The organism is Flavihumibacter petaseus NBRC 106054 (assembly GCF_000974785.1).
Taxonomy (GTDB): domain Bacteria; phylum Bacteroidota; class Bacteroidia; order Chitinophagales; family Chitinophagaceae; genus Flavihumibacter; species Flavihumibacter petaseus.
In genome coordinates, this window is record NZ_BBWV01000001.1 from 1,965,188 (window position 1) to 1,990,066 (window position 24,879).

Annotated in this window: 20 protein-coding genes; 11 read left to right on the forward strand and 9 right to left on the reverse strand. The window is 49.2% G+C overall.

All coding sequences use genetic code 11. The features are described 5' to 3' along the window. Positions 1–37 precede the first annotated feature (37 nt). The 3 genes from FPE01S_RS24725 (at position 38) to FPE01S_RS08260 (ending at position 2,807) form a co-directional block, all read left to right on the forward strand. A complete protein-coding gene (locus FPE01S_RS24725; protein ID WP_052955606.1) occupies positions 38–793 on the forward strand; it encodes an OmpA/MotB family protein in 756 nt (251 codons plus the stop codon). Between the two features lie 29 nt (positions 794–822). Then, positions 823–1,791 carry a DUF6515 family protein gene (locus tag FPE01S_RS08255; RefSeq protein ID WP_046368258.1) on the forward strand — a complete coding sequence of 323 codons (969 nt, stop codon included), beginning with the start codon at positions 823–825 and terminating at the stop codon, positions 1,789–1,791. A gap of 221 nt (positions 1,792–2,012) precedes the next feature. After that, on the forward strand, positions 2,013–2,807 hold the full coding sequence (locus tag FPE01S_RS08260; RefSeq protein ID WP_046368259.1) for an SDR family NAD(P)-dependent oxidoreductase: 795 nt from the start codon (positions 2,013–2,015) through the stop codon (positions 2,805–2,807). Here FPE01S_RS08260 and FPE01S_RS08265 read toward each other — a convergent pair. From FPE01S_RS08265 to FPE01S_RS08285, 5 genes are all read right to left on the reverse strand, one after another. Continuing rightward, the gene (locus FPE01S_RS08265) at positions 2,788–3,462 is read right to left on the reverse strand and encodes an HD domain-containing protein (protein ID WP_245623963.1); all 675 of its coding nucleotides are present in this window, start codon (positions 3,460–3,462) and stop codon (positions 2,788–2,790) included. The two genes, FPE01S_RS08260 and FPE01S_RS08265, sit on opposite strands and share 20 nt — an antisense overlap. Before the next feature lie 25 nt (positions 3,463–3,487). Beyond that, positions 3,488–4,687: an AI-2E family transporter gene (locus tag FPE01S_RS08270; RefSeq protein WP_072053960.1), complete on the reverse strand. Its 1,200-nt coding sequence runs from the start codon at positions 4,685–4,687 to the stop codon at positions 3,488–3,490. 21 nt (positions 4,688–4,708) lie between these two features. Next, positions 4,709–5,323 (reverse strand): COG3650 family protein, encoded by a 615-nt coding sequence (locus FPE01S_RS24730; RefSeq protein WP_052955607.1) that lies wholly within the window; start codon positions 5,321–5,323, stop codon positions 4,709–4,711. Continuing rightward, the gene (locus FPE01S_RS08280) at positions 5,307–7,754 is read right to left on the reverse strand and encodes a mechanosensitive ion channel domain-containing protein (RefSeq protein WP_169749144.1); all 2,448 of its coding nucleotides are present in this window, start codon (positions 7,752–7,754) and stop codon (positions 5,307–5,309) included. The genes FPE01S_RS24730 and FPE01S_RS08280 overlap by 17 nt, the downstream gene beginning before the upstream one ends. Before the next feature lie 158 nt (positions 7,755–7,912). Next, on the reverse strand, positions 7,913–8,734 hold the full coding sequence (locus FPE01S_RS08285; RefSeq protein WP_046368260.1) for a M57 family metalloprotease: 822 nt from the start codon (positions 8,732–8,734) through the stop codon (positions 7,913–7,915). Positions 8,735–8,896: 162 nt separating this feature from the next. Between FPE01S_RS08285 and FPE01S_RS08290 the strand changes: the two genes are divergently transcribed. The 5 genes from FPE01S_RS08290 to FPE01S_RS08310 all read left to right on the forward strand — a co-directional run bounded on the left by FPE01S_RS08290 (position 8,897) and on the right by FPE01S_RS08310 (position 17,124). Then, positions 8,897–11,425, forward strand: a complete 2,529-nt coding sequence (locus tag FPE01S_RS08290) for a S8 family peptidase (RefSeq protein WP_046368261.1) — start codon at positions 8,897–8,899, stop codon at positions 11,423–11,425. A gap of 56 nt (positions 11,426–11,481) precedes the next feature. After that, positions 11,482–12,585, forward strand: coding sequence for a Gfo/Idh/MocA family protein (locus tag FPE01S_RS08295; protein ID WP_046368262.1), 1,104 nt, complete (start codon positions 11,482–11,484; stop codon positions 12,583–12,585). 109 nt (positions 12,586–12,694) lie between these two features. Further along, positions 12,695–14,413 carry a hypothetical protein gene (locus FPE01S_RS08300; protein WP_046368263.1) on the forward strand — a complete coding sequence of 573 codons (1,719 nt, stop codon included), beginning with the start codon at positions 12,695–12,697 and terminating at the stop codon, positions 14,411–14,413. Between the two features lie 19 nt (positions 14,414–14,432). Further along, on the forward strand, positions 14,433–16,010 hold the full coding sequence (locus tag FPE01S_RS08305; RefSeq protein ID WP_046368264.1) for a carboxylesterase/lipase family protein: 1,578 nt from the start codon (positions 14,433–14,435) through the stop codon (positions 16,008–16,010). Further along, entirely contained in the window at positions 16,000–17,124 is a 1,125-nt protein-coding gene (locus FPE01S_RS08310; protein ID WP_046368265.1) for an acyltransferase family protein, read from the forward strand. The genes FPE01S_RS08305 and FPE01S_RS08310 overlap by 11 nt, the downstream gene beginning before the upstream one ends. Here the strand turns inward: FPE01S_RS08310 and FPE01S_RS08315 are convergent. Together FPE01S_RS08315 and FPE01S_RS08320 are read right to left on the reverse strand one after the other, a co-directional pair. Continuing rightward, the gene (locus FPE01S_RS08315; RefSeq protein ID WP_046368266.1) at positions 17,114–17,929 is read right to left on the reverse strand and encodes an NAD(P)H-binding protein; all 816 of its coding nucleotides are present in this window, start codon (positions 17,927–17,929) and stop codon (positions 17,114–17,116) included. The two genes, FPE01S_RS08310 and FPE01S_RS08315, sit on opposite strands and share 11 nt — an antisense overlap. Positions 17,930–17,995: 66 nt before the next feature. Then, positions 17,996–18,772, reverse strand: a complete 777-nt coding sequence (locus FPE01S_RS08320) for a helix-turn-helix domain-containing protein (protein WP_046368267.1) — start codon at positions 18,770–18,772, stop codon at positions 17,996–17,998. Between the two features lie 44 nt (positions 18,773–18,816). Between FPE01S_RS08320 and FPE01S_RS08325 the strand changes: the two genes are divergently transcribed. Next, positions 18,817–19,545: an outer membrane beta-barrel protein gene (locus FPE01S_RS08325; RefSeq protein WP_046368268.1), complete on the forward strand. Its 729-nt coding sequence runs from the start codon at positions 18,817–18,819 to the stop codon at positions 19,543–19,545. Between the two features lie 198 nt (positions 19,546–19,743). After that, complete coding sequence (locus FPE01S_RS08330; protein WP_046368269.1) at positions 19,744–20,322, forward strand: porin family protein; 579 nt, start codon at positions 19,744–19,746, stop codon at positions 20,320–20,322. A 67-nt stretch (positions 20,323–20,389) separates the two neighbouring features. On the opposite strand, the gene FPE01S_RS08335 is transcribed toward FPE01S_RS08330, so the two are convergent. Next, complete coding sequence (locus FPE01S_RS08335) at positions 20,390–21,679, reverse strand: Xaa-Pro dipeptidase (RefSeq protein WP_046368270.1); 1,290 nt, start codon at positions 21,677–21,679, stop codon at positions 20,390–20,392. Between the two features lie 27 nt (positions 21,680–21,706). Then, positions 21,707–22,987 carry an NAD(P)/FAD-dependent oxidoreductase gene (locus FPE01S_RS08340; protein WP_046368271.1) on the reverse strand — a complete coding sequence of 427 codons (1,281 nt, stop codon included), beginning with the start codon at positions 22,985–22,987 and terminating at the stop codon, positions 21,707–21,709. Positions 22,988–23,117: 130 nt separating this feature from the next. Here FPE01S_RS08340 and FPE01S_RS08345 point away from each other — a divergent pair, with 130 nt between their 5' ends. After that, a complete protein-coding gene (locus tag FPE01S_RS08345; protein WP_052955609.1) occupies positions 23,118–24,845 on the forward strand; it encodes a hypothetical protein in 1,728 nt (575 codons plus the stop codon). Positions 24,846–24,879 lie beyond the last annotated feature (34 nt).

Here is a 24,879-nt window from a genome sequence, read left to right on the forward strand (position 1 = left end):
TAGGTGTTTTGCGATGCATTATTGAAAATCGATTCATATGAGAAAGTTCACCGTATGGGTAGTGCCACCCGTATTGGCCCTGTTGTCTTGCGGTACCAGCAAGAAACTTGAAAAAGCGATGGCTGACAATGCGCAGCTTCAATCGCAGGTTACGGCGTTGAATCAGAAGGTAACCACTTACGAAGCCGATATCACCCGTCTGAAAGAGGAAAATCTACAGTATGGTAAGGAGGCGCAGGAATGCCGGGAAGTACAAGCGGCGATCGAGCGCAATCTTCAGCAAATGAACGACGCACTTGCAGCGAATTCCTCAACATTCCGGAAGATCAGGGATCGGGCTGAGGCTGACCTCGAACAGCTTGGAAATGCGGGCGCAACAGTTACGTATGACCAGGGATTGGTACGGATTTCCATGAATGACCGGCTGCTATTCAAAAGCGGCAGTGCCGTATTAAGTAAGGATGGTATTGATGCCTTGCAGGTAATTGCCAATATACTCAATGAATATCCAAAACTGAAAACATACGTAGTAGGTAATACGGACGATGTTTCGGTTCGGTCAGGATTCAAAGATAACTGGTCGCTCAGCACGGAAAGAGCAAATTCCATTGTTCGCATTCTCCGTGATAAATACCAGGTAGATCCTTCTCGGCTGGTATCCGGAGGAATGGGGAAATACAATCCGGTTGCTGATAACAGTACGCCCGAAGGAAAGGCTTTGAACCGGAGGACAGATTTTGTATTGAATCCCGATTTTTCCCGTCTCTGGGAAGTCGCCCAGGAACAACAGTAAACCTTTTCAATTATCGTAAACCAACCATTATGATCCGTCATCAAAAAACCTTAGCCGGTCTCAGTTTGCTGCTGGTGATCTGGACCTTTATGCCGGTAATGGCAGATGCTCAGCATCGCCGTCCGGCTGGCGGCGGAGGCGGTGCCCGGCCTCATCCGGCCCCGGCCAATAACAGACCATCGCATAATAGCCGCCCGGCCACCAACAACCGGCCAGCCAATAATTCCCGTCCGGCTAATAACAGTGGCACGCGCAATAATAATTCCGTTAATAACAATGCCTCCCGCGAGGTAAACAAGAACAAAAACAATATCAACAACAACAGCGGTAACCGCAACAGCGGAAACACCAATATCAGTGGTAATACGCGGAACGTTGACAAGAGCCGTGATGTAAATATCAATATCGATAACAGTAAAACCTTTAACAACTACAATCAGCGCAACACCGTGGTGCGGCCACGCCCGGTAAGCTATTATCCAAGACCACCATATTATTGGGGTGGCAGGCGGTATTACTGTTATCACCCTTATGTGTACAGGCCATTTGTGCCTTATGCTGCCTGGGGACCGGCCTGGCATCCCTGGGGCTTTTTTGTAGCCGCACTTGCCACTACGGCAATTATCGTCGCCGTTGCAGATGCCCAGTATCACTATGATCAGGGCGTGTGGTATGCTGAAAGCAATGGTGGATATACTGCAGTGGCAGCGCCTGTAGGCGGAACAGTCACGACGATTCCTGCGAATCATGAAACGGTTGTGGTCAACAATGTGACCAACTATTACTACGCGGGAACTTACTATGAAAAGGATGGTCAGAAATATACCGTTGTACCACCACCTGCAGGTGCCGTAGTGGAGAAACTGCCTGAAGGCGGCACTGAGGTCAAGGTAGGTGATCAGACTTATGTGAAGGTGGGTGAAACTTATTATGCACCGGTTCAGGACGATGGCAAGAATAAATATGAGGTGGTACAGGTGGAGGAAGAAAAGAAGTAGAAAGGAAAGTTTGAAGTTTGGGGTTCGTGGTTTGAAGTTGGTGATACAGTTTATGGTTTGAAGTTCTTTAGGGTCAACTTCAAACCTGACCTCAAACGATTTTTACTCCTATCTGTTTGCCAAAGTTTTTCCATGGTGGGGATCGGTCGCTGAAGTGGTAAAATGGACAATTGCAACAATCTCCTGCCATCGTTGTTAACTACTTTCTTTAATAGTTACCTATGGATTTACAACTGGAGGGCAAGAAAGCATTTGTCAGCGGATCAACGGCAGGTATTGGTTATGCGATTGCGGAGCAGTTGCTCGGGGAAGGCGTGGCGGTAACCATTAATGGACGTACAGATAAATCAGTGCAGGAAGCCGTGGCCGCATTGCAGAAAGACTTCCCGGGCAGGGAGGTGAACGGTATTGCAGCTGACTTTGCCAATGCCGGCGACGTTTCCCGATTGATCAGCCAGCTTACCGATATTGATATTCTCATCAACAATGCGGGCATATTTGAACCGAAACCTTTTACGGAAATACCGGATGAAGACTGGTTCCGGTTTTTTGAAGTAAATGTAATGAGCGGTGTAAGGCTGTCCCGCCATGTATTCCCTAAGCTTCTCGAAAAGAACTGGGGACGGATCATATTTATCAGCAGCGAATCGGCTGTTTTTATTCCGGATGAGATGATCCACTATGGTATGACAAAAACGGCACAGCTGGCGATCAGCAGGGGGCTGGCAGAATTGACGCGCGGAACGGGCGTAACTGTGAATTCGATTCTGCCAGGGCCGACACGTTCAAAAGGAGTTGGTGGATTTCTGGATGATCTTGCGCGAGCCGGCAATCAAACTGCAGCTACTGTGGAAGAGGACTTCTTTAAAAACATGCGGCCAACTTCACTACTACAGCGTTTTGCAGACGTGAAGGAGGTAGCGGCTACCGTTGTCTACTATTGCAGCCCGCTGGCATCCGCCACTAATGGGGCATCGATCAGGGTTGAAGGTGGGCTTATCCGTTCAATCCTGTAGGTAGCTTTCCTTCCCATTCGCGGTAGAACTGATTGAGGAACTGCTCCATGAACTGATGGCGTTCCTGTGCCATAGCGCGACCAGTTGCAGTATTCATTTTGTCTTTTAACAGCAACAGCTTTTCGTAGAAATGGTTGATAGTTGGTGCATCACTGTTGCGGTATGCCGTAGCATCTGCATAATCAGCCGGAGGCACTGAGGGATCGTAAAGTTTACGGTTTTTGAAACCGCCGTAATGGAAAGCACGCGCGATTCCTATTGCACCAATGGCGTCAAGCCGGTCAGCATCCTGTATGATATCAAGTTCGATTGGGCGGTGTGGTGTAGTAGATTTTCCGCCTTTGAAGGAGATGTGTTCAATGATGAAACGGATTTTCTCGATAGTAGCTGCCGGAACGCCCTGAGTTACCAGGAAGTCACCCGCAATTCGCGGGCCGATTGATTCATCTCCGTCATAAAATTTCGCGTCAGCAATATCGTGCAGCAGCGCGGCCAGTTCGATTACCAGCTGATCGGCATATTCGTTTTCCGCCATAGTGCGAGCTGTTTTCCAGACGCGCTCGGTGTGAAACCAGTCGTGTCCTGCTTCTGCGTTCTCCAGCGTCTGTCTCACAAATGAGACGGTATTGTTGATAACGGTTCCCGTGTGCATCATAAAGTTGCAGTGATACATTAAGTAATCAGGCTGATGTCTGGGTGGGCATGGAGCTGGCATCCTGTACTTCCGTAACCTGATCCTGGTCAGGCGTTGGTTCCTGTACTTTCAGGGTGAAATGATCATCCATATTGGTGCCAAGAAGCCTGCCCCAGGGTTGCAATATTTCGATCCGGTCAAATATTATCTTGCAAGTGGCAATGAAGGGGATCGACAGGAACATGCCAGGAACCCCCCATAAAGCGCCGCCCAGTAAAACAACAACAATTGAAGCAAACGCATTCACCTCAACTTTTGACGAAACAATTTTCGGCACCAGGATATTATTGTCAATAAACTGGATCAGCAAATAACTACCGATTACCAGCAATGGAGTAGTCAGGCTACCGTCGCCCGTGATGACGGCCATGAGTACCGGAAGTGTAATCGCTATGATACCACCGATATAGGGAATAAGGTTCAGGATGGCACCGAGCGCGCCGATCAGTACGGCATATTTTACACCCAGCAACAACAATGCTACTGAGTTCATGATGGCGACGATCACAGTTTCAATGAGCAACCCAACGATATAACTCTGAACAGCTGATTTGGATTCATTTAGTACCTCTGTGACTTTTCCTTCATGTTTGTCGTCGATCACATCATAAAAAAAGCGGAGGAGAAGCGGTTTGTAGTAGAGCAAGAGGAAAGTGTAAATCGGCAAAAGCACTACCACACCCAATACCCCCATCAATGTGCTTAAAGTTTGCCCCAGGTATGCCTGGCCATTCTGGAGCGCATCATCCAGCATTTTCTGTTGTTTCCTGATCGGAACATTGAACGTAGACTTAATCCAGTTCATGGCTTCTTGAAGCAATTTGGCGCCACGTTCCCGGAATTGCGGGGCGAGCTCCGAAAAACTTGCCAGTTGCGAAGAAATAAAGATCACTATGGCCGCCACAAAAATGGCTGCAATCAGGATGGATAAGATGATGGCTACCGGCCGCGGAACTTTCAACAGGATCAGCCGGTTGGTGAGGGGATTAATTAAAATGCCGATAAGTGCTGCAAAACAAATGGGCACCAGAATGTCTCTGAGCAGCACCAGGATGTCAAACAGCAGGAATAATCCCAGCAGTATCATCGTCGCTTTAAAATAGAATGGCCGGTTATCAAGCGACGGTGTTTCCAGGCTTGTCACGGGGGATTTCCGGGTAGATTTTCTGATCAGGTTTCCAAACATGGAAAATAAATTATTTACGGACTAAAACAGGGGTTTGACTTTGGAGTGGTCCGGATCCAACGCGCGGGTTAGCGTTGCGGCCGGTGCTTCTTTGGCAACGGGCAACACGCTTGGATTGGAAGGATATTTTTTCCCGTCATATCTGGCAAGATGCCATTTGCCACGGCTTTGTAGGAAAAGATCTTTCCAGCCATTAGTGTTGGTGCTGGCAATGATCAATGGTGGTTCTGTGACAGTAATCGTACTGATCGGCTTTCCTTCGGATGATAACACGAGGATGGTACAGCCTCCTGATCCGCAGAAGTAAGATCCGGATAATCCTACCAGAATCTCAGATTTTCCATCGTTGTTCAGATCAGTTTCAAAAATGCTGAAGGTCCTGCTCGCAGAATCAATCAGTCCCTTTTTAAGGTCATCTGCATAAATCATCCGCAATGCAGCCTGCGTGGCAACGATAGCGCCTGTGTTGCTATAGGCGGAATCAGGCATTGTTGCGGAATCAGCAACAGTCGCCTGTTCTGTTGCAGACGGTGAGGAGTCGCCGGCATGCTGCTGATCGGTTTCGCCGGGCTGTCCGCATGAAGCATACACTGAAATGCCCATGGAAACAAGAGCAATGTTAATCAGCCTTTTCATCAGAATGGTTTTGTGTAAATAAATCTTTGGGATAAGTACGCAGGTGAAGATCTGTTTGCGGGAAGGGGATGACGATCCCGGCTTCATGAAAAGCCCGGTGAACCTGGTTGATAACATCGCTTTTGATCTGAAAACTCAGGGCGAAGTCATTGGCCCAGAACAATAGTACAAAGTCTACTGAACTGGTATTGAAGGCGGTGTTGAGCACGCGGTACGACGGATTTTTAAGTATCCGGGTGTCTGCTTCAAGAATGCCCTGCAATATTGCCTTTGCATTATCAAGGTCGGTGCCATAGGCAACGCCAACGGTTACTTCGAGCCGCCGTAAATTCCGGTTCATGCTCCAGTTTACCATATGCTGACCCAGCAGGTCGCCATTGGGAATAACAAGGCTTGACCCGTCTTTCAGGGTGATAATGCTGCTGCGGAAGCCAATGGACTTCATTGTTCCTGTCATGCCCTTGATTTCTATGAGGTCACCTACGTTCACCGGTTTCTCGAATGCAATGATCAGGCCGCTTACAAGGTTGTTTACAAGTCCCTGTAAACCAAGACCGATACCGACACTCAGCGCGCCAAAAATAATGGTCAGCCGATCCAGCGGAATGCCGGCAGCTGCGAATGCCAGGAACAGGCCGCCACTGATAACAACGATGCGGACGAGCAGCATCCAACTGCCGATGGTCGCCCTGGGTTTTGCGTTTGGATCTGTTGCAGCGAGTGCTTCGGGCTCATCTGTAAAGAAGGAAATGACTCTTGATAGTATCATGGCGCCCAGCAGGATGACGATAAAGATCAAAATTCCCTTTATAGTAAAGCTGTAACTGCCTACCGTTACAGGGTCGTCCAGAAACTGATTGACCGGATCCGTCAATTGCCGGAAAGCATAGAAATTTCGACCAACCTGAACCAGCCAGCCGATCACCATGAGGAAATAAAAAAATGAGGGTACTCTGTCACCGATCTTTTCAAAATTAATATAAAACAACTTCTTGCTGCTGAGCCGGTAGACCCGGGAGGAGAGTGCAAGTGCCTCATTGCTTAACCTGATCGTCCACAGGAAAAGTAGTGCAATCACAAGGCCGAAAAAGCCGGCCATGAAAAGTGCCTTACTGAGATTGTACCTGCCGGCAATGTTGAAAAAGAAGGCAACGGTTTCGCAAAAAACCATAAACAGTACAAAATATTTTGTGCGCACTTCTTTTAAGGCGGCAGCATGTTTTCCGGAGAGTAAGGAAATGCCATAGATGGCGCCGGCCAGAGAAATTATCAGCAGATACCAACGTTCGGTCCTTGAAGCCTGCAATATGATGTCTGCTGTCACAGCCAGCAAATAAAAAGTAAGAATAATCCAGCAAAAGCGAAGCCAGAAAGCGGAGATATATCCACGGAGAATCAGGGTAAGGGAAATCATGGCGACCAGCCAGAGACAGCAATCGAACAGGATGGGCGGATTAATAAAGATAAACTGGAAGATCGAAAAGATCAGCACAATGGCAGACAGTAATGGATACCGGATAACCAGTTGACCTTTATAATCATCGGTGGTAAGTTGTCCTTCTTCACGCATTCGCTTCTTGAGAATATACAGCATCAGTGCGTCCAGCAAAACAAGGCAAATCAGGATAGCTATTTTTCCTGCATTCTCTTCAATATAGTATTTAAGGGCAGTAGTTGTTTTGGCAAGTGAAAACCAGGCAATTTCCTTGAAAGGACGTTTATGCAGGGGCTTGTTCCAGAGATCCGGGGCTTCTTTATTGAACAGGTTACGGGTGTTCTCCTTTTGAAGTTTTTCAAGGTCATCCACAATCAGTCGGACATCGTTCTGCAGTATTTCGATTTTGGCAGTATAGGTCTCTAGATGCTGGATATGCTGGTTCAGGGCCGTGTCAAGCGGGGAAATGGTTTTCGATGTAGAAAGCAACTGATGGAAATAGGACAGCATTTTCAGGGAATCCCTGGGGAAAGAATAGACCGCTGAATCTGTTCCCAGCGAGTCAAGTTTGTCGCGGTAGCCGTCAAGGCGGGCGAGATAGGCGTCAACCTTTGCATGCAGGCTGGAAATGCGGTTGTATAATTCAATAGCGAGTGAATTACTTACTGCCAGATTCCGCGAAGTTTGTGGTATGCCCTCATGAATAAAAATGCCATCCTTGATCACTTCGAGGTTTTCCCTTCCTCTATGAAGTTCCCGGGTAATGGCAGCGGTGTCTATGCCGGAATGCATGGCGGCTTTAGCATCCTGTGCTGTTTTCACACTGGCCTGTATGATCTGCCGTTGCCTTAGCGCTATCCGGCCTTCGCGGTATTTGTCGATGCTTTTCTGGTGCTCCCTGGATATGAGGCTTTGCATCCGGTCAAATGTGCTGTCGCTGAAACTGCGGGCAAAAACCGGTAATTGTGTAGAATCCCTCCGGTTTTGCGCATTCAAGGTTAGCTGGGATAGGGCGAAATACAGCAGTAAAACAGGAAGCAAACAGTTATGGTAGTGGTTGTGCGGTCGCATCAGTTTTAAAACTAAGCAAAATGCTGAAATAAAAAGGCTGCATCACAGGGATGCAGCCGTACCAATATGCGACAATATTTTGACTAGTACAGATAGTTCAATGCTATGATATCGTTCGCATTGAAAGTTCGGTTGCTGCCATTTGAACAGGCGAGCATAAAACTGTTGGCATCCGGACCGCTTGGGGTGCCCGGAATCAGCACCGCGCCAAGTCCGCTTTTGGGTTTCTCTTCATTCACTCTTCTTCCACCGCAGCTATAGGAGCGATCCATATAATCGGTATGGCGGAAGCCAATGCAATGGCCAATCTCGTGTTGCAGTACGCTGGCTACATAATTGAGGTTTGGATTGCTGCCATAGGCAGCTTCATTGGTATTCATCTTGACCTGGTTGTAGGGATTTCCGCTGGAAGTCGGAAATCCTGATGAACCGAGTGTAATATAACCGCCACTGGGTCCCTGGTTGAATCCGATAATATCTATAGCTCCACCGGATTGAACGCGCTGGAAAGTGAGTTGCAGTCCAAGCGTGTTGTAACGGCGGATCGCTTCATTGGTGGCATCACTGTAAACCGTTGGAAGATTGGTAACTGATATAGTAATTACCCTGGGCAAACCTGTCACCAGGTTAAAGGTTCGGTACTGTTCTGTTTCAGCGATACGCAAAACCGGTGAAGAGACCAGTTCATCCAGCCGGCTTTCTGACAAGAATATGTCTCCTTCGATGAGGTAACCTCCTTCTGCTTTCTGCATCCATCCGGCATCGAGACCAAGGGCGCTTACTTTGGCTTTTACATCGGCACTGATTTCATCAGGCGGAGTAGTGGTTTTACCATTTTTACTACAGGAGGTAAGAATAGTAGCTGCAGCAAATACTGCAAGTGTCGCACGTTTCAAATGACTCATGTGTGTAGGTTAATTGTTGGTTAGTGGAATTAACTGCCGCAATAATTGGGTTGTTTAATTTAAAGCATTTTTCTGAAATTGGGAGTTATGAGAGCTGCCTTTTCGTTTATTGTCTTCCTTTGGTGCTTAAGCGCGGCAGCACAAGTTGTATCTGATCCATGGATGGGAAAAATTTCCCTGGAACTTCGTCGGTTACCCGCTGAACAGCTGCATCAATCAGCTGATTTTCTGGTGGCTGTTAAGGACACATCTGCGGTATTAAAGCATTTGAGGCAAAAAGGTATCTGGGTAAAATACAGTTACGCTTCCGGAAAATTGATGGTGGTTCATGCGAATTTCCAGCAGTTGCAGGAAACTATTCCAGCGGAGAATATAATCGCGACAAGCAGGTTGAGAACGGCGAAAGAAGAATTGGCACTCAGTAATTTTGACTTGTCGGTCAATGGCGGAAATGCAGCGCACCGCGTTTACCCGGGTATTACAGGGGAAGGAATTAATGTCTCGGTCAAAGAACAACTCCCCGATACCGCGGATATCGATATTAAAGGCAGATGGCGCACCACGTCCGGCGCTCCCACCATCTTCAGTACGCATGCCACCAACATGGCGACAATTATTGCCGGTGCGGGTAACAGTTTTTATGAAGGGTATGGTGTGGCGCGAGGGGCTATGGTCAGCGCAGCTGATTTTAACCGCCTGATTCCTGAGGAGGACGCCTTTTACAGGCGGTATGGCATCTCTGTTCAGAATCATTCTTACGGAACAGGATTAGAAAATTACTACGGAGCAGATGCTGCGGCATATGATGCCAGTGTTGTGGCTAATCCATCACTTTTTCATGTTTTTTCAGTGGGAAACAGTGGCGGAGAAACCGATACGATCGGTACCTATGCCGGTGTTCCGGGCATGGCCAATATTACCGGCAGTTTCAAGCAATCTAAAAACAGCCTTGCGGTGGGGCACCTCGATTCTTTTTACCACGTGTTGCCGGCCAGCTCACGGGGACCTGCATATGACGGTAGGATAAAGCCTGAACTTGTTGCGTTTGCTACTGATGGCAGTTCAGGGGCAGCCGCTTTGGTATCCGGTGCGGCTGCCCTGCTGCAACAAAAGTATTTTATACAGGAGGGGGTGCTGCCGGATGCTGCGCTGGTAAAGGTTTTACTGATCAACAGCGCTGCTGATGCCGGAAAGCCAGGTCCTGATTATCACTCCGGCTTCGGTAACCTGCAAGTGCTGCGGGCATTACAAAACCTTGATCACAAACAATATTTTTCCGGCACAATTGCAGGGGCACAAACGAAAGTCTTCCGGCTGACAGTTCCTGAAGGGATATCGGCATTGAAATTAACATTAAGCTGGACGGATCCGCCGGCTGCTCCGCTGGCAGCCAGGGCTATCGTGAATGACCTGGATCTGTCTGTGTCCTATGGCGGATCAGAAGAGACCTGGTTGCCCTGGGTTCTTGACAGCCATCCTGATGCAGATCTGCTGAACGCAGATGCTGTAAGGGGAAGAGATTCCCTGAATACCTGTGAGCAGGTTACCATTTCATTTCCCCGCGCCGGGGAATATGCAGTGCAGATAAATGGAAATGTAGTTCGCGAAAACGCACCGCAATCTTTTTTTATTAGCTACCAGTTTGATACAGCGAATATTATCCGCTGGACTTTTCCGGTGGCAGAGGATGCATTGCACAGCGGTCAGGCTGAAGTGCTGCGGTGGTATTCTGGGTTCGGCACAGCGATCGGCCGTCTTTCATTCAGCAGGGATTCAGGCAGCAGCTGGGTGGATGAGCCTAATATCGTTGAGCTGTCGAAGGGGTATTACACCTGGATCACACCTGCCGGAAACGGGCCGTTGCTGCTGAAAATAACTGCTGGTAACCGTGAATTCATTTCGGATCAGGTTGCACTGTCACAGCCACCGGCATTAAAAGTCGGCTTTGACTGCCCCGACTCTGTTTTGCTTTACTGGCAACGGCAACCAGGTGCAGATGCTTACAGGTTGTTCCACCTGGGTGATAAGTATATGAATGGGATTTTGACAACAGCAGATACAGTTGTGGTCATGGCCAAAGACGAACTCGTTTCAAATCATTTTGCCGTACAGCCGGTTTTTGCCGGAAATGCAGGCTTCCGGTCTTTTGCAATTGACTACACGCAACAGGGGGTAGCCTGTTACTTCCGTCAATTGTTGGCGGGGGTCAACGGTGACTTAGTGAAACTGGAGTTGACGCTGGGTACATTATACGGGCTGGATTCAATTATCTGGGAGAAACGGCGTAACGGAAGGTTCGAACCTATCGGCAGACAACCGGCAACTTCTGTGGAGCAAAGTTTCACAGACGATCAACCTGTAAATGGTGCCAATATTTACCGTGTGCGCCTCGTGTTGCATTCCGGAAAGCGGATCGTCAGCGAGCCGGTAACAGCGTGGGTAGTGGCGACGGCATCCTACCTGATTTATCCCAATCCGGTTGTTCAGGGAAGCAACGTTACCATTCTGAGCAAGGAATGGCCGGCGGCTGAACTTGCTCTGTATGATGCCATGGGCAGACAGGTTCTGGTTCAGGAACTGAATTCGCAGCATACCATATTTTCTACAGCCCGCCTCCGAAATGGCGTATATTATCTGATCATCCGCCAAAGCGGAAAAGAAACCACCCGGCTGAAACTGGTTGTTTTGTAAACTACCGGCAGTTCACCGGGAGTATACAATTTGTAACTTTCAGGAAACGATTGGTCATGAGCAAGCTATCCAGGAGGCAGGTCATCAAATCGCTCGCCCTGAGTACCGGTGCGATTGCGTTTTCGGCAAACCCATTGTTGTCGTGTACTTTCCGGCAACCCAAAAAGCTGGGCGTTGCGCTGGTTGGTCTGGGGTATTACAGTACAGACTTGTTAGGACCGGCCTTACAACAAACAAGGAACTGTTACCTGGCAGGCATTGTGACAGGTACACCTTCTAAGGCGGATGCCTGGCAAAAGAAATACCAGATCCCTGACGGGAATATTTACAACTACAATAATTTCGACAGTATTGCCAATAACAAAAATATCGATGTAGTGTATGTGGTACTACCGCCTTCAATGCATGAAGAATATGTTGTGCGGGCTGCTGCCGCCGGTAAACATGTGTGGTGCGAAAAGCCGATGGCCATGACCGTCAGTGCCTGTCAGCATATGATTGATGCCTGCCGTTCGGCTAAACGCTCGCTTGCTATTGGCTATCGCCTTCAGCATGAACCCAATACGCAGGAATGGCGGGGTATCATCCATGACAAAAAACTTGGCGCCGTAAAGCAGGTCAATTGCGCAGCAGGATATCGTGACAACCGCATTGATCACTGGAAGCAAAAAAGAGAAATGGGAGGAGGCGTGCTGCTTGATATGGGCGTATACGCCATCCAGGGGGCAAGGCTGGGTACAGGTAAGGAACCTGAATTCATAGTTAAAGCTGTCACTTCCACCACACGACCGGAGATCTACAAAGACGGGTTGGACGAAACGGTAGTGGCTACACTGGAGTTTCCGGGAGGTGTGATCGCGGACATTAAAACCAGCTTCGGAGAAAACATCAATTTTCTGGATATTACCTGCGCACAGGGAAAGATCCATATGGACCCTTACTCCGGATATGCAGGTGTGCAGGGTGAAAGCCCGCTCGGCAGGATCAACCATCCTTATGCGGTGCCCTGGCAACAGGCAAACCAGATGGATGATGATGCCCTTGCCATCATGCAAAGCAAACCGATGCTCGTGCCGGGGGAGGAAGGACTCCGGGATATCCGGGTCGTAGAGGCAATTTATGCAGCTGCACGTGCTGGAGGAAGCGTGAGGATCAGCTGATCAATTCCTGTTCATTCCACTTATTGCACAATTCGTTACGGCTTTGGTTTATAAGGTTATCTCCCATTGTTAGTATTGCGTCGTCATTGAACTAACAACAACCTTATTTATGAAACGAATCAACCGGTGGTTCAGCGTAATGCTGTTCACTATTCTCTTTTCCTGTTCCAAAACTGATCAACCGGAACCTGTTAGCAATACCCCGCTCATTACGTTGCCAGGCCAGCCGGATGGACCATCAGTAACGAAATCCATCGGAACCGCCGGTGGCACAATCAGCACTGCAGATGGACGCATTCGACTGGAAATCCCCGCAGGAGCGCTCGCTGAAGAAAGAACGATCTCTATACAGCCCGTGTCCAATCAACTGCCCTCCGGATATGGCAAAGCCTACCGGCTTGAACCACATGATATCCAATTTCAGCAGCCGGCAAGAGTTACTTTTCATTACGACACGGCAGCCATCAGAAACACCGTGCCTGACCTTCTGGGTATCGCTTACCAGGACAGTTCGGGGTCCTGGCTGCTTGCGGGTGAGCCGGAATTAGACAGGGAGCTGCATACGCTGTCAGTTAATACCACACATTTCAGCGACTGGGGTTTCTTTCCCTTTGTATATATCGATCCCTGGGAGGCTACCATCGATCCCGGCGGCCAGCTTGACCTTCGGGTTATGTGTACACTTCCGGAAGATTATCCCGAAATCATCATACCGGGACAAACCCCCGTAAACGAGCCCGCCCCTGTTAAAAGCCGGTTCCTGGGAGCATGGGATTATTCCGGGGATGGCATACTTGAAGGTGAAGGTGGCAGAAGGCACTATACTGCTCCCAACCAGGCTCCTAGAATAAACCCTGAAGCCATAAGTGTTGAAGTAAAAATGAAGCGGAAAGCGCAATTGATGCTGGTGTCCAATATTACTATCCGCACCGAGTTTCATATCGACTATATGCAGGTAGATGAAACGGAAATGAATCACCCTCAGGCAACCTATCCCGGGCGGTTATGGATCTACGGCAGTTTCGGCGATGATCCGGGTGTTGCAAAACGCTCCGTGAAGGTTAATAACGAGGCCCTGAATGTTGTGTTCTGGACAGCAGGTATGATCCTTTGCGATATACCTTCCGTCGGCACATCAGCTTCCGGCCCGGTTGTGGTTGAATCGACATCCGGCAGTGACAGCAAAGTACTCAATGAATGGATTGTAAACATGCACTACGACAAAGTGGAAAGCCCGGGTGGAAGTCTGACTAAAAAAGTAGCGCTTTACCTGAGGTTTCGCGCTGATGCGGATGGTTGGTTCAAGATAGGACAGCAGCCAATGCTGGAGGAAACAGACCTGAATGACAGGAGTAAAGGAATCATTGCCATGCCTGATGGCAGCTATACCAGCCATGTTACCGTAGACGCCTGTGGTGATTATACCGTCAAATGGAGCCGGATACCGGAGTACCTGGAGCCTCGCCGCAAAAATTCAGAAGGGGAAGGCCTGCGAGGTTGGGTCGTTTATAAATCAAACGGCATCGATCTTAAACTTGCATTTGTTTCGGAAGATATCCTGGTAACCAGGCGTATTTTCAAAGATTGCCATTCGGGTGGATCCGACATGGAGGTAAAGGACAACATTGAGATCATGGGATTTCATGAATCAATTATTCCGCTTCGGTTTTCCAAAAGAGGGAAGGACGCGTCTATACTGGGTGGAGAAATGCCGCTGCAAACCGGAACGGGTGTTGCATCTGGTTTGTTTTTTGATCCGCAGGATATAAACAACGATATGTATACAACCCGGTTGAGGTGGGATGCAGCTGAGCCGAAGTATCGTTGAATACATTAGATTTGGAAACATGAAAATTCGTTTCCGGCTTATCTTTTTATGCTGCGGCATAACCTTATCCGGGTCCAACCTGATTGCTGCAACACCGGTTGCTGACACCGGACTGGTTGTGAAAACCAGGTCAGGTTTAGTGGAGGGCACCTACGAATCAGGGCTCCGGGTTTTTAAAGGAATACCCTTTGCTGCGCCACCTGTAGGGCAGTTACGCTGGCGGGAGCCGCAACCAGTGCAACCATGGTCAGGCATCAGAAAGGCACTGGCATTCGGACCCCGTGCCATGCAGCCGCCGATCTTTGGTGATATGATGTTTCGTTCCAACGGCATGAGTGAAGATTGCCTCTACCTGAACGTCTGGTCGCCGGCTGCAAAACCTGACGAGAAATTGCCGGTGCTGGTTTATTTCTATGGCGGTGGATTGGTGGCCGGAGACGGTTCTGAGTTCCGTTATGACGGTGCAGCCATGGCCAGAAGGGGAATCGTCACCCTGACGGTGAACTATCGGCTGGGCGTATTCGGTTTCCTGTGTTTGCCCGAATTGACCAAAACATCTCCCCTGCATGCCTCAGGAAATTATGGGTTGCTTGATCAGGCAGCAGCTTTACGATGGGTAAAAGACAATATCAGTGCTTTTGGCGGTGACCCCGGAAGAGTTACGATTGCCGGCGAATCTGCAGGATCTATTTCAGTCAGTGCACAGATGGCGTCCCCGGTTTCCCGGAACCTTTTTGCAGGTGCCATCGGAGAAAGCGGTGCAGTAATGGGCAGCCTTGAAGCGATGCCTCTGGCGGCCAGGGAAGAGCAGGGAAAACAATTTATGACCAGTGTCAAAGCCAAGGACCTCGCTGCACTCCGGCAGATGGATGCCAATGCTGTTATGGAAGCTGCACGGGCCCACCAATGGGAGTGGTTTGGTATAGCTGTTGACGGTTATTTCCTGCCGGAACCGGCGGATAAAATATTTGCATCAGGAAAACAGGCGAATGTGCCCTTGCTGGCCGGGTGGAATTCAGAAGAATCCGGCAGCGCTGCAGTGCTTGGAAATGCTGCGCCGACCCGCGCCAATTTTGAGAAAGCGGTAGGCAGATTATATGGCAACCTGGCCGGAAAAGTGATGGAAGTTTATGCACCGCCGACAGACTCAGGCGTAGCTGAAGCGGCCCGTGACCTGGCTGGTGACCGGTTCATTTCTTTCGGCACCTGGAAATGGATAGATATGCATGCCTCCTATAGTATTCAGCCGGTTTACCGGTACCGGTACGACAGGCCGCGCCCGGCAACAAGAGACGGAAAAGAGCCGGCCGGGAAAGGTGCCTCACATTCTGCCGAAATTGAATATGCTCTTGGCAATCTCCCATCTAACCGGGTATTTGACTGGCAGCCGGAGGATTATACCGTTTCGCTCATCCTCCAGGAATATTTTGCCAATTTTGTTAAGACCGGCAATCCCAATGGCATTGCATTGCCCTTATGGAAACCGGTTGTAGCCAGGCAACCTGCACCGGTAATGATCATCGATGTTCGGACCCGTCTTGAAACAGAAACAACAAGAAATCGTTACCTACTGCTCAATCAGATCCATGGCCGTTAATCTGAACGTCTATCAGCGACTTGCATCCCTTGATTTTCTCAGGGGACTGATCATGTTATTGCTGGCATTTGATGCAACAGGCATTTATGAATGGCTGGACCACCAGACTGAAGGCCATATAACGAATTACCTGGCGCGGCAGTTTGTGCATCATCCCTGGAACGGACTCCGCTTGTGGGACCTGGTGCAGCCGGCATTTATGTTCATGGCAGGCACAGCCATGGCCTTTTCATTAAAGAAGCAATGGGAGGCAGGTGTTTCCTGGACGGCTACTTTCAGAAAAGCCTTGAAAAGATCCGGCTGGCTTTTTTTCTGGGGCGTACTGGATTATGCGGTACGGCCGGAAGGATTATCGTTTGAGCTCTGGGACGTCCTGACCCAGTTGTCGTTTACCACATTGATCGCTTTCCTGATCTTTCGCTGGTCCGTAACGGCCCAGATCAGCGTTTGTGCCGGACTCCTCCTGCTGACGGAATGCCTTTACCGGTTTACCCATGTACCCGGATTCGATCAGCCGTTTACGGATCAGCATAATTTCGGCAACTATATTGACCTGCTTCTGATGAACAAGATCAACAGCGGCGGATGGGTGGCCATTAATTGCATTCCGACCGCCGTTCATACGATCGGCGGGGCGCTGGCCGGTAAGCTCCTGCAGCAGCACATGACTGGCAATGCCCAAAGTTCCCGCAAATTGTTGCAGCAACTGTTTATGTGGGGTGCGGCTGTTATGATACTTGGTTACGGGCTTGACCTGGCTGGTATTACCCCCATCATTAAACGTATTGCTACCAGTTCTTTTACCCTGGCTTCCCTCGGCTGGTGCCTGTGGTTCCTGGCAATCTCCTATTGGTGGGTCGACCTGTTGCAGCACCGCAAGGGATTACTGATCGTGAATGTGTTCGGGATGAACGCCATTTTCATTTACCTCTTCTTTGAGATCGTTGGTCATGGATGGTTCAACGGTTACATAACGGCAATAACCAACGGCGTACTGGATTGGTTTAATGCGGGAGAAGACTTCAAAGTGGTGATTGCGGCAGTGGCCATTGTGGCACTTGAGTGGTTACTTTGCCTGTTCCTTTACCGGCGTAAAATTTTCTTCAAGTTGTAACCGGGAGCAGTGAATTCCTGACAAAGCTTTCAAAACTCCGGGGTGGATGGCCCGTCAGTTTCTGAATATCCTGCGTGACGCTTTCATTGCGGCCATCAAGCACCTCTGAAAAAAGATAGCTGATCAGTTGAATGTAATCCTCCGGAAGTCCGGCTGCTTCTAATTGTCCACGGAAAGCTTCCATGGAAATATCATGATAACGGATTGGCTGCCTGGTTATATTGGTGATGATTGCCGTTGCATCCCTGAAATGAAGCAGTTCCGGACCAGTAAGGGACCAGGTCTTCAGATGGTGGGTTTTATGAAGCAGCACTTCGACAACGGCGTCCGCGAGATCCTCTGCGTCAACAAAAGGTTCGCGTGCCAGCCCTTCCGGAAGCTCGAGTATACCTGAAGCAAGGGAGCCAGCGAGAAAACCTTCGCTGAAATTCTGCATAAACCAACTGGCGCGCAGGATCGTCCAGTCGATTCCGGAAGCCTGCAGTACTTCCTCACAGTTTTCGGCTTCCTTTTCGCCCCTTCCGGATAATAAAACCGCGTGCTCTACACCCGCTGCTTTCATTTGCCTGGCGAATTCCGCGATGATCTCCGAAGCTCCGGGAACGGCAAGGTCAGGTTGAAAACAGATGTACACCTGCGAAATGTCTTGTAATGCTTCGGGCCATGTGGCGGGATCATACCAATCGAAGGAAGGATTACTTTTCCTGGAACCAATGCGATGGGGAATTCCATTTTCCTGTAATCGTTGACTTACCCTTTGGCCGGTCTTTCCGCTTCCACCGGCTAACAGAATGTTGTGTTTCATGATGATGAGTTGAAGACACAAAGCTATCGTTGCTGTCACGGGCGAAATTGAACAAACCCGACAATCCTAGTTGTCAGTTTTTCTCATTAGCCGGGAGGGAATATGGCCGGTATATTTCCTGAATCTGCGGATAAAATGTGACTGATCCGCATAGCCGTTTTCAAATACAATGTCGGTCAGCCGGGGTGCAGGGGAAGCTATAACCTGTTGAAAGGATAGGTCAAACTGCACGATCTGTGCGAACTGTTTGGGGGAGATTCCGATCTGGTCCTCAAAAAGCCGCTGGACGGTGCGCTCGGTAAGGTGGAGTTTATAGCAAAGCTCGCTGACAGAAAGCTGTCCGCCACTTTCCAGGAGCAGGTGAAGGGCAAGCCTGATCTGTTCCTGCGGGCTGGTGGATGTTGTCTTTAGCCGGGCGGCAAGGAAGGTCGCCATGAGCACCGGATAGTCATCACTGTTCCCGGAAGCTTTCAGAGCAGCCAGCAGTTCCACAACTGCCGGCCCGGTAGCAGCCAGGTCGTAACAGTCATCATTAAGCGTTTTTGGATGGATGCCGAAGAAAGTCCTCGCCGCGAAAGGATACAACTGGAACACAAGCATTTGATAAGCTCCCACAAAAGAGAGTTCAATGGGGTGGATGGTTTGTCCATACACAAATAGAGTGGACAGTGTTTTTTTGTCCGGCAGCCTTATGGCGTTAAGGCCACCTGTCTGATAAATGATGCCCGGGCAACCATCGGCATAAAAAGGCAGTACCGTATGGCTGTCTGTTACTTTTTCCTCGAAGAAATAGATATTCTTAACGTAATTATCAAGACCGTATGTATGAAGAATGGTTTCCACATGACTAAAATAACGTATAATTGCCGTGACAAATGTTAACAGCTATGAAACGGTTTTTCCCCCTTCTGGTAATCGCTGTTTTTTCTCAACTTTCCCTTTCTGCACAGCAGACCACGCATCCACCACGTTTTTATGTTGAACTGTCTACCGGCCCATCTTTTCCGATTGGCAATTTCAAGGTGAAAGACAATATTGCATTAAGTGACTATGATGAGGGCAAGTTATCGGGAGGCGCGCTGCCGGGGTTGCAGGGCAACCTTAAAGTCGGCGCATGGCTGGATGGTAATTGGAAGCTGTTTATCCAGGGAGGTTATAGCTATCACCAGCAGGACGAGGACGCTGTGACCGAGACATTGAACGATCCCAATATTCAGGATGCATCAGTTGCGGTAGATATTAAGACAGATAAATGGCGTTCTTACCAGGGTTTGGGTGGTGTGACCTATCATGCGCCGTTTTATGAAGGGTCAAGGCTTGCATATGAAGCGACCATGGCCATTGGTATCGACCGTTCCATCCGACCGGCGGTTTCTTTTACAGCGGTAGACCAATACGGAACCAGGACCCCGGTAAATTATGCAGAAACCAAAATGCCCGCAGCTTTTGCCTGGGACGTCGCTTTTGGAATTAGTTACCGGGTGGCATACAATATTGACATACTGGGCAACATCAACTACTATAACGCGTACCCCAAACGAAAAAGTGGAGAGCCCGAACAGAAATATGAAATGGCAGTTCTACAAGTACTGCTGGGTCTCGGATTCAGCTTTTAACGCTACAAAAAAATAGTCGGCGATACACTTTTATACGGCGTTTAAACATCGCTTCTGATGCATTGAAAGACAAATCATTCGCGGACAAGGGCTCCGGGAAATAGCGCCCAGCCTCGCTTTCAAGGCATTAGTTATACGGCATGCGAAGGATTGATGGTATTTCTGCAATATTTTTGCAGGAACCATTAAACTATTATTATGAAGAACATTGTAACCTTTGCGTTGGCCTTTGCCTGCTTAGTTACTGTGAGTCGGGCACAAATGGTCATTAAGCCTGCAGTAGGCATTAATTTCACTGATTTCTCCAAAGACGCCAGTACGGGGAAGTATGAATCAAAAGTTGGTTATCAGATAGGAGGATCTATTGCGTTTGGCAATAAATGGTATATAGAGCCTGGGATTTTTTATGTGATGAAGAGCACAAAATATGTAAATGAAGGCTCAACGGGGGAGGATATTGACTTCGAGGTTGGTGGTATCCGTATCCCGGTTAATATTGGTGTAAAGTTGTTGGGTGATTCAAGTGGTGGTTTTGGCCTCCGGGCATTCGGTGGTGTATCCAGTTTTATCCTTACCAATGTAAAAGATTTCGACATAGATGATTTCAAAAAAGCCCAATGGGGCCTTCAGGCAGGCGTTGGACTTGATTTTTCCATCCTGTTCATTGAAGGGGCTTATGAGTGGTCGCTTACTGACGTCTCCAGTGACCTGGATGATGTTGATGTAGGAAAATCCCGTTCAATTTTTGTTCAGGCGGGTGTCAGGCTCAGGCTTTAGCAGGCAAAGAAGACCTCAAAGGCCGGAAGCAATATATGTCTCCGGCCTTTTGATATGCTATATGTGGTTATTGTACTGTTTCGTTTTTGATCACAAGACCACCCTTCATTACAAACTGTATTTTTTCCAACACCCGGATGTCTTTCAGTGGATCAGCAGAAACGGCAATGATATCCGCCAGTTTACCGGCACTGATCGATCCTATCCGCTCCTGCCAGCCCAGGAGTTCCGCCGCATTGGATGTTGCGGACTGAATAGCCTGCATCGGACTCAGCCCATATTTCACCATGTAAAAGAATTGCTTACCATTCCAGCCATGCGGGTAAACGCCGGCATCGGTACCATAGGCAATTTTTACTCCGGCTTTCACCGCTTTGGCAAAATTTTCCCTTTGCGTGCGACCCACCAGCCTTTCCTTTTCAATAATCTTTTGCGGGTAGCCGAGTTTTGCATATTCACTCATGATATAGTCGTCGTTGTAAATATCCGCTACAAGGAAAGTTCCCTTTGTTTTCATGAGTTCAATCCCTTCGTCATCAAGGAAGCTGCCATGCTCAACAGAAGCAACGCCAGCCTTCACTGCCATTTTAATGGCTTCAGCACCATGTGCGTGGGCGCAGGTTTTCCTGCCCCATGTCCTGGCTTCATCTACGATAGCGTTCATTTCTTCCTGGGTGTATTGTGGTGCACCCACGCTTTCTTCCTCCGTCAGCACGCCTGCACTTGCACCAAACTTGATCACATCGGCTCCGTATTTGACGTTATACCTTACCTGCTTCCGCACGCCTTCAATGCCATTGGCAACGCCGGACATTTGCTCAGGATAATGGAATTCCAGGAAAGGAGAGAAACCGTTGAGGTCTCCATGACTGCCAGTGGAACCGATAAAAAGTGTTGCACAGACCATCCGCGGACCAGCCACCTCGCCATTGTTGATCGCGTTCCTCAGGGCAACATCCACAAAGGCCGGTGCGCCTACATCCCGAATGGTGGTGAAACCCGCTTCGAGAGTGCGTTTTGCATAAACATGCGCAGTAACAGCGAAATCTACCGGCGTTTTCCGGAATATGTCTGCATAATAGTCCCCACCAGGCTGGCCGGTAATATGCGTATGACAGTCAACCAGTCCTGGCAAAACCGTCGCTTTGGAAAGGTCAATGATGGTAGCGTTTCGGGGGATTGCCAGATTTGGACCGACTGACCGGATCGTGTCGTTCTCGATCAGGATGACCTGGTTATCCAGTACTTTGCCGGATTCCGTATCAATCAGGTGTCCGGCTTTGATGACCGTTATTTTCGTTTGTGCCTGGAGGGTAGTTACTGCGCCAATGAGCAGCAATCCGAGCCATCGCTTCATGTGGTAAATTTTGCTGAAAATAGGAAATCATTCCAGCTTGCCGTCTTCTCCTTTTGGCCTGATGATCATGCGAAGCGACTGGTCACGCCGGAAGTAGGCAAGCATCCAGTTGAACAGTGTTTTGAGCCGGTTGCGGTAGTTGATGAGCCCGGCCAGGTGAACAAAGATCCAGATGAACCAGGCAATGAAACCTTTCAGGTGGAAGGTGGGATGGTTCAGGTCTGCTACTGCTTTGTTTCGTCCGATAATGGCGAGGCTGCCCTTGTCGGTATAAATAAAGGGTTGCTGTGGTTGTCCTTTTTCGCGGGCGGCGAGGTTTTTGGCAAGCAGTTTTCCCTGTTGGATAGCAACCTGTGCCAATTGCGGGTGGCCCTGGGGGAAAGCGGGATCCGAGGTCTGGATACAGGTGTCGCCAATGGCGTAAATATCTGTCTGTCCATTGATCACATTAAAAGCATCTACCTGCATGCGTTTGGCCCTTCCGGCTACTTCCGGCGCGATGCCTTTCGGTAACACCGCCGTCACACCTGCCGCCCAGATCAATGATTTTGTAGGGATGTTCTGGCCATTGCTCAGGATGACTGTTTCGTTCACAAAGTCTTTTACTGTTACGCCGAGAATCAGCTCAACGCCCATTTCGACCAGTTTATCGTGTGTGTATTGCTGGGAGGCAACGCTCATCGGACTCAGCACTTTACCCGAGCCATCTACCAGAATAATGTGGGAGGGATATCCTTTTCCTGACAATTCCGGGTAGTCTTTCGGCACCACCTCTTTTCTGAGCTCAGCCATCATCCCTGCGAGTTCCACTCCTGTGGGACCGCCACCAGCCACGACAATCGTGAGGAGTTTATCCCTTTCCGCCGGATCAGTGGTCAGCGTAGCAGCTTCGAGATGCTGCAGAAAATGATTGCGCAGTTCTATCGCGTCATTGATGGTTTTCATCGGCAGCGAGTGATGCTGAACATTCTGCATACCAAAGAAATTCGAAGCCGCGCCTGTACTGAAAACCAGGTAATCGTAGGTCAGTGTGCCGGTACTGAGGATTACTTTCTTTTCAGCCGGAATAACTTCATGGAATTCTCCCAGCCGAAAGTTGACGTTAGTATACTGCCGGAATAGTTTACGGAATGGATAACTGATATTGCTGACGTCCAGGAATCCGGTGGCCACCTGGTAAAGAAGGGGCGGAAAGAAATTATAATTATTGCGATCGACCAGTGTGACTTCAAATTGCCTGGATTTTCCCAGTGCTTCGGCAAGGTTGACTCCTGCAAAGCCACCGCCGATGATGACCACATGTTTCATATGTTAAAATAACAGAAATCACGGCAAAGGGTTGTCCTTTTCCAATAGAAATGCCCACGTATGATGGCTTATCGGAAAATTTTTACTATGTTGGTGAGGAACGTCCCGTTTACCACTAAAATTTACCGGAATGAAGCTGATAGGCACTTTCGGAATCCTGCCCCTGCTCATGGGGATTTTTTATTGGTGGCATTTTCATCCCAATGATATGGTTAGCCGCCATAGCGCTGCTTTTCCTGAAGATCGCCAGAACATTTCCTGCAGCCCGTCGGATCCCGATTTTATCTGGATGGCAGGAAATAAATTCATGATTCCCCTGCCGGGTACCGGAAATCATCACTACCCGGTTTCAACTACAAACGATAGCACCCAGTTTTATTTTAACCAGGGTCTGACTATGTATTATAGCTACCATTTCCCTGAAGCGCGGGGTTCTTTCCGCGAAGCGGCGAGGTTTGATTCAACTGCGATCATGGCCTGGTGGGGCCGGGCGCTGGTTGCTGGTCCCGGTTATAATTTTGTTTATTCCTATCGCATTCAACCCGCCATTAAACCGGTACTTGAAAAAATGAACAGCCTGCTGGATCAGGCAGCTCCCAAAGAAAAGGCACTGGTGTGGGCGTTGAACCAGCGTTACCAGAAATTACCTGACCATGATTCGGTAGCTTACTTCCCTGCCGAATATACTGCTGCGATGAAAAAACTGTCCGCTGACTATCCGGATGATGCCGATATACAGTTTTTGTATGTGGATGCCGTGATGCTGGAACATCCCTGGAATTTCTGGAGAAATGATGGTCAGCCCCAATCGTGGACCGAAGCGGTTGTCGCTGTATGTGAGCGGGCGATGAAGATGTCTCCGGAGCATCCGGCTGGCTTGCACTATTATATCCATTTAACAGAAGCTTCGCGTCAGCCGGAAGTAGCATTGACGGCAGCGGACAAACTCAGGCTGGCTTACCCGGGTATCGCGCATATGGTTCACATGTCGAGCCATGAATATGAGAGGAACGGCGACTATTCGCAGGGGGTTGAGGTCAATAAACTTGCCGATCGGAACCTGGTGATGTATGACTCATTGTTCCCGGGATTCTTCCGCGTAAAACATGCTTCCCATTACTGGGCGGTCCAAAGCTATTGCGCTATGAGCGGTGCGATGCACCGGGAGGCGATGGATGCCGCCATGTTCACCCGAACCCTTTTACAGCTGTCACATGACAATACCTACGATCAATATCTTTTCATGCTTCCTTCTTTTGCGCAGGTGCGCGCCGGCAGGTGGGCAGCGCTGATTTCAGATACCTCAGTAGTCCAGGCGGACTGGTCTTATGCCAAAATCCTTCAGGCCTTTGCAAAGGGGTTGGCATTTGCCCATACCGGTGAATTACGGAAAGCACGGGGATTACTGGACACCTGTTACCGGTACCAGCAGGACAGCATTCTCTATGTAACCGACGACCCCACGAATAACCTGCCCATCTATGGGGCAAGGGTAGCTTCCGGGATCCTGGAAGCGGAAATACTCTGGGCAGGAGGAAAACGCAATGCGGCCGTGGCAGCGATCAGACGGGCAGTTGCGACGGAAGACTCCATGACCTATCTCGAGCCCAAAGAATGGCTGTTGCCGGCAAGACAATACCTGGGACATTACCTGATGGTGCAAAAAAAGTTTGCGGAAGCGGCAGCTGTTTACCGCGAAGACCTGCAGATGAATCCCGGAAACGGATGGTCCGCTCTTGGCCTTAGTCAGGCCCTCACAGCAAGGGGTGATCGTGCAGGCTCAGACAGCGCAAAGGTCATCTCGATGCGTTCCTTCGGCAAAGCCGACCACCAGCCGCCGGGTTCGGTATATCCCTGATCATCGTATCTTTCTGCTTCATTTGCTGATATTT

Excerpts from the sequence above, each read along its gene's own strand:
- FPE01S_RS24725 (WP_052955606.1), top strand. The coding sequence starts at position 38 with ATGAGAAAGTTCACCGTATGGGTAGTGCCACCCGTATTGGCCCTGTTG.
- FPE01S_RS08255 (WP_046368258.1), top strand. The coding sequence starts at position 823 with ATGATCCGTCATCAAAAAACCTTAGCCGGTCTCAGTTTGCTGCTGGTG.
- FPE01S_RS08260 (WP_046368259.1), top strand. The coding sequence starts at position 2,013 with ATGGATTTACAACTGGAGGGCAAGAAAGCATTTGTCAGCGGATCAACG.
- FPE01S_RS08265 (WP_245623963.1), bottom strand. The coding sequence starts at position 3,462 with ATGATGCACACGGGAACCGTTATCAACAATACCGTCTCATTTGTGAGA.
- FPE01S_RS08270 (WP_072053960.1), bottom strand. The coding sequence starts at position 4,687 with ATGTTTGGAAACCTGATCAGAAAATCTACCCGGAAATCCCCCGTGACA.
- FPE01S_RS24730 (WP_052955607.1), bottom strand. The coding sequence starts at position 5,323 with ATGAAAAGGCTGATTAACATTGCTCTTGTTTCCATGGGCATTTCAGTG.
- FPE01S_RS08285 (WP_046368260.1), bottom strand. The coding sequence starts at position 8,734 with ATGAGTCATTTGAAACGTGCGACACTTGCAGTATTTGCTGCAGCTACT.
- FPE01S_RS08290 (WP_046368261.1), top strand. The coding sequence starts at position 8,897 with ATGGGAAAAATTTCCCTGGAACTTCGTCGGTTACCCGCTGAACAGCTG.
- FPE01S_RS08295 (WP_046368262.1), top strand. The coding sequence starts at position 11,482 with ATGAGCAAGCTATCCAGGAGGCAGGTCATCAAATCGCTCGCCCTGAGT.
- FPE01S_RS08300 (WP_046368263.1), top strand. The coding sequence starts at position 12,695 with ATGAAACGAATCAACCGGTGGTTCAGCGTAATGCTGTTCACTATTCTC.
- FPE01S_RS08305 (WP_046368264.1), top strand. The coding sequence starts at position 14,433 with ATGAAAATTCGTTTCCGGCTTATCTTTTTATGCTGCGGCATAACCTTA.
- FPE01S_RS08310 (WP_046368265.1), top strand. The coding sequence starts at position 16,000 with ATGGCCGTTAATCTGAACGTCTATCAGCGACTTGCATCCCTTGATTTT.
- FPE01S_RS08315 (WP_046368266.1), bottom strand. The coding sequence starts at position 17,929 with ATGAAACACAACATTCTGTTAGCCGGTGGAAGCGGAAAGACCGGCCAA.
- FPE01S_RS08325 (WP_046368268.1), top strand. The coding sequence starts at position 18,817 with ATGAAACGGTTTTTCCCCCTTCTGGTAATCGCTGTTTTTTCTCAACTT.
- FPE01S_RS08330 (WP_046368269.1), top strand. The coding sequence starts at position 19,744 with ATGAAGAACATTGTAACCTTTGCGTTGGCCTTTGCCTGCTTAGTTACT.
- FPE01S_RS08335 (WP_046368270.1), bottom strand. The coding sequence starts at position 21,679 with ATGAAGCGATGGCTCGGATTGCTGCTCATTGGCGCAGTAACTACCCTC.
- FPE01S_RS08340 (WP_046368271.1), bottom strand. The coding sequence starts at position 22,987 with ATGAAACATGTGGTCATCATCGGCGGTGGCTTTGCAGGAGTCAACCTT.
- FPE01S_RS08345 (WP_052955609.1), top strand. The coding sequence starts at position 23,118 with ATGAAGCTGATAGGCACTTTCGGAATCCTGCCCCTGCTCATGGGGATT.